The organism is Clostridium oryzae (assembly GCF_002029235.1).
Classification (GTDB): Bacteria; Bacillota; Clostridia; order Clostridiales; family Clostridiaceae; genus Clostridium_AE; species Clostridium_AE oryzae.
Map to the genome: position 1 here is coordinate 42,879 of NZ_MZGV01000022.1, position 13,234 is coordinate 56,112.

Annotated in this window: 12 protein-coding genes; all 12 read right to left on the reverse strand. The window is 32.8% G+C overall.

Annotated features, from left to right (window positions below; all coding sequences use genetic code 11):
- Window positions 1-141: 141 nt before the first annotated feature.
- The 12 genes from CLORY_RS11440 to CLORY_RS11495 all read right to left on the reverse strand — a co-directional run bounded on the left by CLORY_RS11440 (window position 142) and on the right by CLORY_RS11495 (window position 13,221).
- Window positions 142-1,584, reverse strand: a complete 1,443-nt coding sequence (locus tag CLORY_RS11440; RefSeq protein ID WP_079424454.1) for a DUF4652 domain-containing protein — start codon at window positions 1,582-1,584, stop codon at window positions 142-144.
- A complete protein-coding gene (locus CLORY_RS11445; RefSeq protein ID WP_079424456.1) occupies window positions 1,581-2,135 on the reverse strand; it encodes an RNA polymerase sigma factor in 555 nt (184 codons plus the stop codon). The genes CLORY_RS11440 and CLORY_RS11445 overlap by 4 nt, the downstream gene beginning before the upstream one ends.
- A gap of 119 nt (window positions 2,136-2,254) precedes the next feature.
- Window positions 2,255-2,773 carry a citrate lyase holo-[acyl-carrier protein] synthase gene (locus CLORY_RS11450; protein WP_079424459.1) on the reverse strand — a complete coding sequence of 173 codons (519 nt, stop codon included), beginning with the start codon at window positions 2,771-2,773 and terminating at the stop codon, window positions 2,255-2,257.
- A gap of 117 nt (window positions 2,774-2,890) precedes the next feature.
- The gene (locus tag CLORY_RS11455) at window positions 2,891-3,421 is read right to left on the reverse strand and encodes a Fe-S-containing hydro-lyase (protein WP_079424462.1); all 531 of its coding nucleotides are present in this window, start codon (window positions 3,419-3,421) and stop codon (window positions 2,891-2,893) included.
- A 17-nt stretch (window positions 3,422-3,438) separates the two neighbouring features.
- Window positions 3,439-4,281 (reverse strand): fumarate hydratase, encoded by an 843-nt coding sequence (locus tag CLORY_RS11460; protein WP_079424464.1) that lies wholly within the window; start codon window positions 4,279-4,281, stop codon window positions 3,439-3,441.
- A gap of 210 nt (window positions 4,282-4,491) precedes the next feature.
- Complete coding sequence (cwlD, locus tag CLORY_RS11465; protein ID WP_079424466.1) at window positions 4,492-5,199, reverse strand: N-acetylmuramoyl-L-alanine amidase CwlD; 708 nt, start codon at window positions 5,197-5,199, stop codon at window positions 4,492-4,494.
- 76 nt (window positions 5,200-5,275) lie between these two features.
- Complete coding sequence (locus CLORY_RS11470; RefSeq protein WP_079424469.1) at window positions 5,276-6,586, reverse strand: alpha-amylase family glycosyl hydrolase; 1,311 nt, start codon at window positions 6,584-6,586, stop codon at window positions 5,276-5,278.
- Window positions 6,587-6,696: 110 nt separating this feature from the next.
- Entirely contained in the window at window positions 6,697-9,117 is a 2,421-nt protein-coding gene (locus CLORY_RS11475) for an ABC transporter permease (protein WP_079424471.1), read from the reverse strand.
- A gap of 2 nt (window positions 9,118-9,119) precedes the next feature.
- Window positions 9,120-9,788 carry an ABC transporter ATP-binding protein gene (locus tag CLORY_RS11480; RefSeq protein ID WP_079424473.1) on the reverse strand — a complete coding sequence of 223 codons (669 nt, stop codon included), beginning with the start codon at window positions 9,786-9,788 and terminating at the stop codon, window positions 9,120-9,122.
- Between the two features lie 109 nt (window positions 9,789-9,897).
- A complete protein-coding gene (locus tag CLORY_RS11485) occupies window positions 9,898-11,148 on the reverse strand; it encodes a sensor histidine kinase (protein WP_079424475.1) in 1,251 nt (416 codons plus the stop codon).
- The gene (locus CLORY_RS11490) at window positions 11,133-11,825 is read right to left on the reverse strand and encodes a response regulator transcription factor (RefSeq protein ID WP_139376023.1); all 693 of its coding nucleotides are present in this window, start codon (window positions 11,823-11,825) and stop codon (window positions 11,133-11,135) included. Before CLORY_RS11490 ends, CLORY_RS11485 begins: the two co-directional genes overlap by 16 nt.
- Window positions 11,826-12,036: 211 nt before the next feature.
- Entirely contained in the window at window positions 12,037-13,221 is a 1,185-nt protein-coding gene (locus CLORY_RS11495) for a hypothetical protein (RefSeq protein WP_079424479.1), read from the reverse strand.
- Between the last annotated feature and the right edge of the window lie 13 nt (window positions 13,222-13,234).

Below are 13,234 nucleotides of genomic sequence, written 5' to 3' on the forward strand. Positions count from 1 at the left end.
ATTAGTGCTTTTATATATCTACATTCGTCTATTCTGATAATTTTATAATAACTTGTTATAAATAAAAAATAAAGAGGCGAACAACCTCTTTATTTCTTTACTTAATTAATAAGATATCCATAAATGAAATTTAACTATTCATTAATTGTGAGACAACCCTCCGATATTATATATTAATGGTATGCTTGAAGAATCCTTAGAAACTAATGTAACACATAGATAATTTCTGCCATTCTTTATTATTTCACCGTCACTTTCCATATCTGCAGTCATATCTACTATATATTGTCTTATATAAGGATAGGTGTCTTTTAAATTTTCCAAATTAACCGAAGGCGTTACATCTATATATTTATTAATAGTAACTTTTTTTGCTTTACTCATATCATTTAAAATTTTTTGTTTTCCGCTTTCATCAGCCCCAGTATCGAAAAGTTCAGAAATATTATTAAAATTATCATCATCTACATACTCCGCTAATTTATCTAACGACTTCTGCCAAGCATCTTGCGGTTTTGCTTTGATTGTAGTGTCCGCCCCAGATTCATTAAAATATAATTTTATAGATTCTTCTTTATGATTATCTAAAGCATCATCTGTATATTCTCTTAGCTTCAGCTTCAGGGTATTATCCTCTTTACTTATTCGAGCTATCTGCTTCTTACCATTAGTAGATGTATATAAATTATAGACATTTACTGCCTTACCATCATTCACATTTATCATATATAGGTCTCCTCCAACAACAACAGTTCCATATCCAAGTCCAACGGTAGCTAATACATTACTATTATCAAACCACTCAACAGACAAAGGGCTGTACTGTTTTTTATTGTCAGCTATATATATCTTCCACATTTTATTTTCCCTGTTTTTGAATAATAGATACCCTTCGCCTTCCTCATGACCATTTTCCCCTTTTCCACGCAGTGAAAACTGTAAGACACCATTAGGCGATTTTTCCCACCGAGTACCGTCAGATGTATCCTTCTTTACAGTTCCTTTCCTAAACATAGCCACATAAGCATTGTCAGTTAAATTCAATTTTGCATACTGAGATTGATCATCATATATGGAATTATCTAATGATACTTTAGTATAAGTATTCTTTTGTTTTGTATCTGTAGTGGTTATAGTCTCCTTCTGCATAGTCTTATAACGAGATTGTAACTTAGATCCTTTATTAGAGACCTTATATTCTGACTTGCTGTTGGTAGCATACCTATTGCTGCTTTTAATGTTAAACACTGCATAGGTCCCAGTAGCGGCCACTGCTAAAATCAAGCCAGCTGCAATAACTTGAGCTCTATTTCTAATTACAGTAAACTTTAATTTCTTTATAACACTCTTTCCATATAAATTCTTGTCTATACTTTTTATAACCTGCTGTCTTGAACTATTGAAATTAATATTATCTGTTTCCAATGCGGATTTGAAAAGTTTTTCTATTTCGAGTTCTTCATCATAGAGCTTTTTACAATCAGCACATTCCATAAGATGATTGTTCATAGCTTTATTCATATCTGAGGATAAGCTTCTATCTATATATTCTTGTAACTTATCTCTAAATATTTTACATTTCATATCTTACACCCCTCTTCCGCAACACTGGAATACTCTTTATATTTATCTCTTACCCTATAATAACGTCTCTTAGCTGATGATGTACTTATATTCAGAATCTCAGCTATATCTTCAAAGGTTAGCTGCTGTGTATATCTTAAAACTATTATTTGCTTATCCACTGGGTTTAGAGTATTTATAAATTTTTTTATAGTTCTTTTAGTATCATCATATTCCGCACTCTCTTCAGGAGACATTTCTTTACTGCAGGTTTCCTTAATATCGTCTATATTAGCTTCATAAACCCGTTTATACTTTCTTATATAGTCTATGGATTTATTTTTGGCTATCTGAAGTATCCAATTTATAAACTTATAATTTGAGTTATATAGATATAATTTGTTATAAATAGTTATCAAAACCTCTTGAGTTATATCTTCAGCTGCCTCTTTACTGTTTAAAATATTATAAATATATCTTAGAATTATCATTTCATATTTATTCACTATAATATTAAAACTATCTATATTTCCATTTAGAACCTGCTTTATAAGTTTTAAATCTTCATCCACAAAATCAACCCCTTTGTATAAAACAGGATTTCCAGAATTAATATATCATATATACGTACATAACTTATGAATAGTCACATTAAAAAGAGTATTTGTTTATCAATCTTAAACAAATACTCTTAAAATAATTCTATTCCTTCTTTATATTCAACATACGATCTATTTATTTCTCTTATTATATCGAAAACAGAATGCTTCTCCCCTTGCGAGCACTTTTTTAAACTGTCCCCGCAGATTACACACTTTCTTTCAGATATGCCAGCCATCATCCTAGTAATTATAATGTGGTTTATGTTATCAAATACTTCAATAACCATCCACTTTCCCAAAACATGATTGTCTTCAAAATATGCCATTAGCTTCTTTAGAGATATAGCATCATCATCGAGTCCCATAAAAATCATCGGACCATGATTAGAATCCTTGAAGACCTGCCACAGCAATTTATCATCGAGTACATTTTGTAGTATCTTAGTCATTTCATTAACGTACTTTTTAGTTAAGAGATTATCTCTATCAGCAGTAGGATAATATACACTTAGACTTATAATAACTGAGCAATTCTTGCCTTTAGAATAATCACTTATGTCAACCAGCTCTTCAATCATGATGTTTCTTTCTTGAAAATAAGTTATCATAAAGGTTACCTACCTGTTTAATAAAATATCAAATATAATTTATAATAATATTATAACAGTTTTTTACCTATTTTCCACCTATTTTATATATTTTTATCCTAATTATACAAAAAAACATTATGAACGCTTATAAATCGACTTACCTCTGCAATCTATGGCAACTATAGCTGGAAACTTTTCCACGTATAATTTCATAATTGCTTCTGCGCCTAAATCTTCATAAGCTATTACCTCGGCGCTTTTAATTGATTTAGCAATGAGAGCTCCAGCTCCGCCTATAGCTGCAAAATACACCGCCTTATTTTTCTTCATAGAATTAATAACACCCTCATTTCTAAACCCTTTGCCAATCATGCCTTTTAAACCTAAATCCATAAGATATGGAGCATATGCATCCATTCTTCCACTGGTAGTAGGCCCTGCTGATCCAATTACCTGTCCTGGTTTAGCCGGGGATGGACCCATATAATAGATTACAGAGCCCTTCACTTCTAAAGGCAGCTCTTTACCATTTTTAATAAGCTCTACCAATCTTTTATGTGCAGCATCTCTAGCAGAATATATAGTGCCAGTTATCAAAACGCTATCACCAACTTTTAAACTTTCTATTACATCCTCACTCAAGGGAGTGTTTATATTAATTTCCATTGTACATTACTCCTTTATTATAGTGTTATGCTCTTATGCCTTGTAGCATGGCAATTTATGTTTACCGCTACAGGTAAACCCGCTATGTGAGTGGGATATGTTTCAATATTAACTGCTAGAGCAGTAGTATTTCCGCCAAATCCTTGTGGTCCAATATCCAGTTCATTGATCTTCAACAGCATCTCATCTTCCAGCTTACTGTAATACTCATTATTATTTCTAATATTTATAGGCCTAATAAGCGCTTTTTTAGCTAACAGTGCAGCTCTGTCAAAGGTTCCTCCAATACCTACACCTACTACGATTGGAGGACATGGATTTGCACCGGCCTCCTTAACAACATTTAATATGAAATTCTTAACTCCATCTATGCCCTCAGATGGTTTGAGCATTTTAATCTGGCTCATATTTTCAGAGCCGAAACCTTTAGGAGCTACTGTTATTTTTAAGCTATCTCCAGGAACAATCTCATAGTTAATTACTGCAGGAGTATTATCCTTAGTATTTACCCTGTCTAAAGGATCAGCCACAACAGATTTTCTAAGATATCCTTCTTGGTACCCTCTTCTAACGCCCTCATTTATAGCCTCTTCCAGCGATCCTCCAACTATATGAACCTCCTGGCCGATTTCAACAAATATGCAAGCCATACCTGTATCCTGACACATAGGTATCCTTTCATTACTAGCCACTTGAGAGTTTTCCACAATCTTTGCTAAGACGTTCTTTGCTAAATCATTCTTTTCAAGTGACAGATTTCTATCCAGTGCCTCTTTTATATCTGATGATATGTAGTAGTTAGAGTCTATGCATAAGTTCTTTATTTTTTCAATAATTTCATTTACATTTATCTCTTTCAAAATGTAAACACCCTCCTTTTATAAATTGGGAAAACAAACAAAAATATGAACTATAATTCCTCATTTTTAATTAATCTAGTTCATTATATATTTATACAATTATATCATAAAATATCTGATATATTGTACTATATGATAAGAAACGATATATTACCCGGGTAATATATCGTTTCTTTAACATATAAATCATAATATGCGATAATGATTGAATTATGCTCCACTAGTACTAAAATATTTTATGACAGCCTCACTTATACTTTTTGCAATTTGCTTTTGATACTCGCTATTTTCTAATTTTTTGCATTCTTCGTAATTTGACATAAATCCAGCTTCTATGATAACCTCTGGTATATCCTGAGGATTCTTTAATATCAGATAGCTTTCCTTTGCATTTTTAGCCTCTCTCTTGTTTTCTTTATCAATATCATCTCTCAATTGTTTCTGTACCATCTCTCCAAAAGATCTGCTTTTGTCATTAGCAGCATACCATACTTGTGCGCCATGATATTGTTTTTGTGGAAAACTATTAAGATGAATACTTATAAACATATTACATTCAGAGTTTTCTATAAGGCTGTGTCTATTAACTAAATCTTCTATTTTCTTTTTTCTTATTCTGCCATCCTGAGTATATATACCCCTATCGTCTTCCCTTGTCATTATAATATAGAATCCATCCTTTTTCAGAATATCTTTCAGCTCTTTAGCAATTACAAGGTTGATATCCTTTTCCAGGATTCCATCCTCTCCAGAAGCTCCTCCATCTATACCTCCATGTCCTGCATCAATAAGAATTATTCTCTTGTTATATGCTTTCCTATGTTTAGGCTTCGCACTGACATCATAAGTAATACCTGCTACTAATAAACACGTGCAAATTAATATATTTATAAATTTATACATATAATTATTTTTCATTCAATCCTCCTTTGTTCTGCAAATTTTAACTTATAAATAAGTAGACATATATCTATTCTTCGATTTCTCGATTTTTTTATTCACATTTCCAAAAATATGCACTGTAAGGCAGCAATTCACTTCCGCCGCCAAAATAATGGTCTGCACCAGTAATTAAATCAACTGCTTTTCCACAGGCTGCATTAAAATTGGCAATATAAGGATTATTATCAGCATTAATAGCCACTAACACCCGTTCTTTGCCCGTTTTTCGTTCAAATATGCATTGTTTATTTGTAAGAACTATAGACCGAAACTCGCCATAACATAAAGCATCGCTGTTTTTCTTAGCCTGACTGAGTTTGCTTATCCATTCTGTCAATTCATTTTCTATCGGAACATCGAAACAGGCTCTAAGTGCAGCATCACCTTTGATTTTCGAACCCGTTGCTCCCCATTCACTGCCATAATAAACGCAGGGAACACCCGGCATTCCAAAGGCAAGTGCATATATTAGCGGCAAATGCGCCTTATTTGTAAGATTGCTTGCAATCCTTGTAACATCGTGATTATCCACAAAACTAAGCAGATGCTTTCCCTTATATAAAGTCCAATGTTCCGGTCCAAACTGCCGAAGCAGCGAGTGTATAATCTCAAACATATTCATGCTGTTAAAACTTGAAAACAAGCCTTTATAGCACTCATAGTTTGTAGCGCTGTGACACATTTCATCATTAACAAATTGATTATAGTCACCAAACATCAATTCCCCAAGTAAAAGAAAATCTGGCTTTATGCTATTACAAAAACTACGCAGCTGCTTTAAAAATTCACGATCTAAACTATAGCATACATCAAGACGTAGACCATCTATATCAAATTCCTTCACCCAGTTTTTTATAGCTTCAAGAATATGCTGAATTACAGCTTCATTGCGAAGATTAAGTTTTACTAAATCATAGTTTCCTTCCCAGCCTTCATACCACAGACCATCATTGTAATTAGAATTTCCATTAAAATCAATTCGCTGAAACCAATCTTTATATTGAGATTTCTCACGATTTTTTAAAACATCCTGAAAAGCCCAAAAACCTCTTCCTACATGATTAAATACACCATCTATAACCACTTTTATACCAGAAACATGCAAGGCTTGACATACATCAGAAAAATCAGCATTACTGCCTAACCTGCAGTCAATTTTATTAAAATCTCTTGTGTTATATCCATGCGTATCAGCTTCAAACACTGGTGAAAAATAAACAGCATTCGCACCTAACCTATTAATGTGAGGTATCCAATCTTTTACCTTCAGAATTCTAGACATCTTAATTCCGTCATTTTCAAAAGGCGCACCGCAAAACCCCAATGGATATATCTGATAAAATACACTTTCGTAATACCACATAGAACTCAGCCCCCAATTTATTTTATTAACATGATACTATATTCTTTTTATATACATATCATACCTATTATCAGTTGCGTACGTTCATCATTCAAAGTAGCTGTTTTTATTTACTCCTGATACCTAATTCTCTCTACTAATGATTCTTTACGTACATTTGTGCTTAATATTGAAGATAGGATAATTTGCATTACTGACAAAACCAGTACCATAACCAAAATTTCTACCCAAGGTAAATGATATATATAAAGTCCTATCCATCCATGACTTCTGCCATATCTGAAGACTCTATATCCAATAGGAATTCCTACTATAACTGCTACCAGTACAGTACCAACTGTAAAAATGATTCCTTCCATTTGAAGCATATAATTTAATTGCTTATTTGTCATTCCAATGGCCTGTAACACTCCAAATTCCCGCTTTCTTGTAATAATACTTATAATCATTGTATTGGCCATATTCATAAAACCAATTATCCCCATAATTGCAAGTATCGTATAACAAGCCAGCTGCAAGAATCTCGTAGAAGTCTTAGAAACACTTAATGCATCTTGATAGGTCTCAATATCAATATGCTCATTATCTGCAAACAATTTTTTTAATTTCTCTTTCACTGCAGCAACCTGGTCTTTGTCACAATTCACCCATACAATACCAATATTACTATCGCCTAATCCGAGTTTTTGGGAAGTCTTATCTGTAATTGCCCAATCTGCATCGCAACTTCCAAAAGCGCCTTGTAATGCTCCTTGATATTCTGCAGCTTTTTTCTCTCCATGCAAAACAGCCTTGATATTTTTATTAAGAGAATAACCCTCATCCTCTATAAAACGGGACCATCCGAAGATTATTGCATCATTCTTTACCGCAGTATCATAATCTAGATTTCCTCTTCCTGCTGCCTCTTCTGCCAATTTCTCAAAACCTTCTTTATCCAGTACCATAACTGAATTTAGTCGTTTTCCCACCTTCATAGCTAGAATATTTCTTGTTTTTACATCCGTAACTCCACTTATTTGTTTAATCTGCTCAATATTATCTTTTCCCAATGGATTTTTTTGAAGAATAGCATCCAAATTGTTTTGGGGGTAAGCTTTATCATTGAGTGAATAGTCCAGACTAAGCTTAATCTGTCCATATTCTACATTTCGCCTTGCATCATACTCATTATCAATGTTTCCCACAAAATTTGCTATAATCACAAACAGCACGCAGGAAAGGCCCATAGTACAAACCGTCATAACCGTTCTCTTTTTATTAACTGAAAATGCTGCAAATGTCATCTCTTTTGCACCCATGGAATGATAGCCTTTTCTAACATAACTTATTTTTGAATTCTTCTCCTGATAGCGTATCGCCTCTACCGGCGAAATCTTTGAAACAATTTTCATAGGTTTGCGTAATGCAAGCCAGGTTGTAATTAACGAAACCGCAGCAACACTAAGCAGTAAAGGAATCGATACAATTGATATACTTATTGTCTCCACTCCCTGCTGAATTTTCTGTGTCTGACGCATCATCCAGTCAAAGCTGAACACTCCAACGATACAGCCCAATAGCAATCCTAGAGGTATTCCAACTATCGCCATTATCATACCTTCACGCATAACTATTCCTCGCAGCTGCTTTTTTGTTGCTCCAATTGCCTTAATTTTCCCATATTCCTGAATTTTTTGTGTTATTCCAATCTGAAATATATTGTAAATAACAATTACAGAAAATACTACAATACAAGCTGCTATCAAAATTCCTCCAGCTATCGTATCTGTGCCAGGATCTAATGCCCAAATCAGATAATAGGTATTAGCAATTACCTGTTTTTCTGCAATTCCGCATTTGCCTGCAAGTTTTTTTAATACCTCTTCCGCATTATCACTGGTAATTGAAACAGATTTATCTAATCTAAAATATGCAGAATAGTATCTGTATTTCTTTGAAATACGGCTATTATAATAGCTTTTTGAAACATAGACGTTATAACCCTTTTGTTCTATACTGCTCGTCGTATCCTTTAATATTCCACTAATGACAAAAGTACGATTAACATATTTACTGCTGTTATCGTTACGGCATTGAATCGTTATTTCATCTCCTAGTTGTGGATTTTCACAGCCCATTGCTTTAAAAAAAGCCTTTTGTGCTGTAATTTCATTTTCCTGCTTTGGGAAAGTACCCTGGCTAAGATAATGACTTAAATTTGAAAGCCTTCTCGCTGTATCATCTACCCAATAAAGCTTAATATCTTTATTGCTTTTCACTTTACCCGCATATGACCTTAATCCAATATCCGTAAATTCACTTCGTAATTGCATTTCATGAATTTGCGTTTCAGTCACATTTTCAAAGGCTCCATAAGAACTTCCATATTGTTGTCCTGCATTTTCATGATTATACTTTATCGAGCCATAGCAAAACGCCCCAATTACTGTCAATAGCATTGTAGATAACATGATAGCAATAATAATTAAAATGCTTCGTGTCTTATTTTTCTTATCATTGCTAATCGCAAGATTTGTAATACACTTCATAATTATCCTACCACCTTTCCATCCTCGATGGTAATGGTCCGATCTGCAATCTGAGCAATATCTGGATCGTGTGTAATCATTACTAAAGTCTGTCCATATTTCTGTGTAGACATCTTAAGTAAGGCTATCACTTCATCACTTGTTTTAGAATCTAAATTTCCTGTTGGTTCATCTGCAAAAATGATATCTGGTTTTGTAGCTAATGCTCTTGCAATAGCCACCCTCTGCTGCTGCCCGCCTGATAGGGTATTCGGAAGATTATGCAGCTTTTTATCAATTCCTAATGTTGTAATAATGTCCCTTATAAAAGCTTCATCAATCTGTTTCCCATCTAATCCAATAGGTAAAACAATATTTTCCCATATATTTATAGATGATACCAGATTATAAGATTGAAAAATAAATCCAATTTTTCTTCTTCTAAATACAGCCAGTTTATCCTCTTTCAACTGAAATAAATCCTGATTTTTTAAATATACCTTTCCCCCTGTTGGTGTATCCAAACCTCCAAGCATATGCAAAAGAGTGCTTTTACCAGAACCGGACTTTCCAATAATGGTAACAAATTCTCCATGCTTTATAGACAGATTTACATTGCTTATAGCCTTAACAAGATTATCACCTTTTCCATATGTTTTACACAAATTTTCTGTCCTTATTATATTCTCCATGTCATTCACTCCTCGTATTAATATAATAATAACATATAATAGGTCTCTTTCATTTTGCTTTCAATATATCAAAAAAGCCTTACAAAACTGTAAGACTTCTCATATTTTTTTACTGACATGGCAGTTGAATTATAAATTTAGATCCCTTTTTATTCTCTCCGGATTCCACCCTAATCGTACCATGATGTCTGCTGATAATTTCTCTAGTCAAATATAGTCCGATACCTGAACCTGGCTGCTTTTTTACGGCAGGTGAATTACCTCGATAAAACCGTTTGAAAATCTGATTATATTCTTCTTTTGCAATTCCAATTCCTTCATCACAGATTTCAATGCGCAGAAACGTAACCAATTTGAGCATACGAATGATAATGTTCTTATTTTCAGAACTATATTTAATCGCATTCTCGAAAATGTTAATAAACGCTTCACATAACCATTTCTTATCATGCGGAATGTACAGATCTTTCAATTCTTCCTCTGCTTCAAATTCTATCTCAATATTTTTCCCTTCTGCTTTTTCGTACACTCTATTAATAGAAGCTAAAATCGTATCAAAAACACACTGATTATCGAGCATGATATCTATCATGCCCGCTTCCATTCTGGAAATGTTAATAAGTGCACCTAATAAATTTTCAATCCCAAGTATCTGAATTTTACACCTTTCTGTAAATTCAGTTTTTTCTTCTGCGGATAAATCCTGCTGTAATATTTCAAAGCTTGTCTTTAAGGCAGCTACAGGGGTTTTTAGCTGATGAGAAATATCTGACACTAATGACTTGGTAGATTCCTTCTCCATCATCTCACGTTCATTTAGAAGCCTTAAAGCATCACCAAAAGAAGAAATTTCATAATATAGCTTTTTTAAACTTTCATCATCAAATTGAGTCACGATTTCATTATGTGTATCTACAATTCCCTGCTTATAGTCCGAAATCAATTTTTCAATAATTTCAATTTCTTTACGCATCCTCTTTTTATTTATCAAATTTATTATAAGAATAGCTAAGAATAAAGCTATGAGAATTATAAATGAAATACATATAATCATCATACTTTGCAATTCAAATTTATGGAACAAAGCATTTTTACTATGCAGTTTATAACCGTATCGGTACAGTATTTCTTTTCCTTTGCTAATGTCCTTGATCTGTCCTGTTTTTAAAATCTTAGATGCTTTATCAATGGTATTTTCTTCATTTAACATCATACAAATGATTGAAATTTTTTCTCGATAGTTATCATATTGTATTTTCACCAAGACTGTATCTAAAATCCCAATTAACAAAACGAAACACCCTATAAGTATTATTCTGCTTGATTTCTTGCTGTCATACCTACTCATTCCTTCATACATTCCTTATCCCATACATACCCGATTCCCCTAATATTTTTAATTATTTCTGGAGTTGCGGGGTTTTTTTCAATTTTTTCACGTAATCGTCTTACATTTACGGCTACTGTATTTTCATCCACAAAATTTCCATCTATATCAAATAGCTTTTCTAATAACTGTTTCTTTGATAATATTTGTTTTGGATGTTCCATAAATATCTGCAACATTCTCCATTCATTTTTTGTCAACGAGACTACTTTATCCTCAATATATACTTTCATATCCATTAATGAAAACTTTATGCTTTCTGATTTTATAAAATTAACATTCTCTTTATTCAACTTTTTAAAATAAGCTTGTACCTTCAAAGATAAGACTGCTAAGCTAAATGGTTTTGTGATATAATCGTCTGCACCTGCTTCATACCCCATTACCTGATCCATTTCCTGGTCTAATGCGGTAAGACAAATAACGTGAACTGTTTTACTCTTCTTCCTTATACATCTTATCCAATCTAGACTGTTTCCATCCTGCAATGTAATGTCACATATCATAAGCTGAATATAATTATCTCGAAATACTTCTTCTGCCTGCCGTATATTAAAACACGAAAAAACCTGATAGCCTTCTTTATTCAATGTAAATGTAATACCTCGATTTACACTTTGTTCATCTTCAAGAAGTAATATGTTCTTAATCATATATTTGTCTCACCTTGCTTACCTGACTAGATAATACCATTACTCAAATACTGAAAGAAATAATGTTTTTAAGTTTTTAATCATCTCGTTTTTCTTCCACTATATTACATCCCATTATACAATATATTTATGATATTTATCAACTTATTACTTCTATCATAACTAAAGAAAAAAAGTCCCTCAAACACAAGGTTTAGGGAACTTTTTATTAATGCTTCCTCATCAAATATCTTTTTATATTTTTTCCGATTTTCAAAAGGATTCTTTCTTCTGCATTTTTTAATTTTTTCTGTGTTTCTCTTAGTTTTTTTTCTGCTTCTATTAGATAACCTTGGTTTTTTTTCGATTTTTCAATCATTTCATCAAGTTTATGCTGCTGCAAAGCTATTATCTTACCACAAACAAATACCAATTCCTCAGTACTGTATAGACTAATTTTTTTACTATCATTTGCTTCTATAGTATTCATAAACAGAATTCCATTTTCTCTTTTAAGATAATCACGAGCAACTGAACTATTTCCCTCAGCATATTGCTCTAAGAATTTTAGCTGTTCATCATAACTAAAATATTTACATTCTTTAAAACCTACGTTCTGAAGCATTTCCGTCTGAACTTCCGCTAACAATGGAACTATAAAATTGAACTTATTCTTATACTCCGGCATATGATTAAGTATGCGCTTTACTTCCAAAGGACTCCCTGAAAGACTTACATTATATACCTTATCCATATTTTGATATTCATCTGTAAGCTGCAGGTTAATGGCTTCCAAGAAATCTGAAATAATTGAGTTATTTGTCCCCCTATACTGCTGCTTCTCATATACTCTGACAATAATATTATCTTTTCCTATCACATTAGCAATTCTATTAAGATATGCGGAGTAATCCAATGCACAATTCTTATATCTTCCATTTGAAATATATTCATCAAACGAAAGTGTCCAAGTTTCCTTCACCAATTGAGCCCAGTAGGACTGAATAAACAAGTCCTGTCTTCTAAGATAAACAATGATTTTTAAATCTATCTTTCTATCTTCCAGCTGTCTTTCTAGATTTTTCCAAAACTCTTCCTTTGCTCCTCCACCATTCCAAATCCCCTCATCCGAAATAATAATATTGGAAAACCGTTTTGCAATTTCAGATATTTTATCCAAGCCCTTAGCCACTAATTCTTCTTCTTTGCCAACAAGTCTATTCTTTTTCTCATCATAAATTTTCTGAACAAGAAAATGTGCGTTTCTATTGTATCCAATTCCAGGAAAGCTCATTCCTAAATCAGGGTAACAATATCCTTTACTCTCAAGCAATTTTCTATTTCCAGCCATGAAATATTGTATTGCACTAGTACCTGTTTTAGGGGTACCTATATGTAAATATACTGTAGACATAAAATGTTTCTCC

Bases quoted from the DNA above. Each gene is read 5' to 3' on its own strand.
- CLORY_RS11440 (WP_079424454.1), bottom strand. From the start codon at position 1,584: ATGAAATGTAAAATATTTAGAGATAAGTTACAAGAATATATAGATAGA.
- CLORY_RS11450 (WP_079424459.1), bottom strand. From the start codon at position 2,773: ATGATAACTTATTTTCAAGAAAGAAACATCATGATTGAAGAGCTGGTT.
- CLORY_RS11455 (WP_079424462.1), bottom strand. From the start codon at position 3,421: ATGGAAATTAATATAAACACTCCCTTGAGTGAGGATGTAATAGAAAGT.
- cwlD (WP_079424466.1), bottom strand. From the start codon at position 5,199: ATGAAAAATAATTATATGTATAAATTTATAAATATATTAATTTGCACG.
- CLORY_RS11470 (WP_079424469.1), bottom strand. From the start codon at position 6,586: ATGTGGTATTACGAAAGTGTATTTTATCAGATATATCCATTGGGGTTT.
- CLORY_RS11475 (WP_079424471.1), bottom strand. From the start codon at position 9,117: ATGAAGTGTATTACAAATCTTGCGATTAGCAATGATAAGAAAAATAAG.
- CLORY_RS11480 (WP_079424473.1), bottom strand. From the start codon at position 9,788: ATGGAGAATATAATAAGGACAGAAAATTTGTGTAAAACATATGGAAAA.
- CLORY_RS11485 (WP_079424475.1), bottom strand. From the start codon at position 11,148: ATGTATGAAGGAATGAGTAGGTATGACAGCAAGAAATCAAGCAGAATA.
- CLORY_RS11495 (WP_079424479.1), bottom strand. From the start codon at position 13,221: ATGTCTACAGTATATTTACATATAGGTACCCCTAAAACAGGTACTAGT.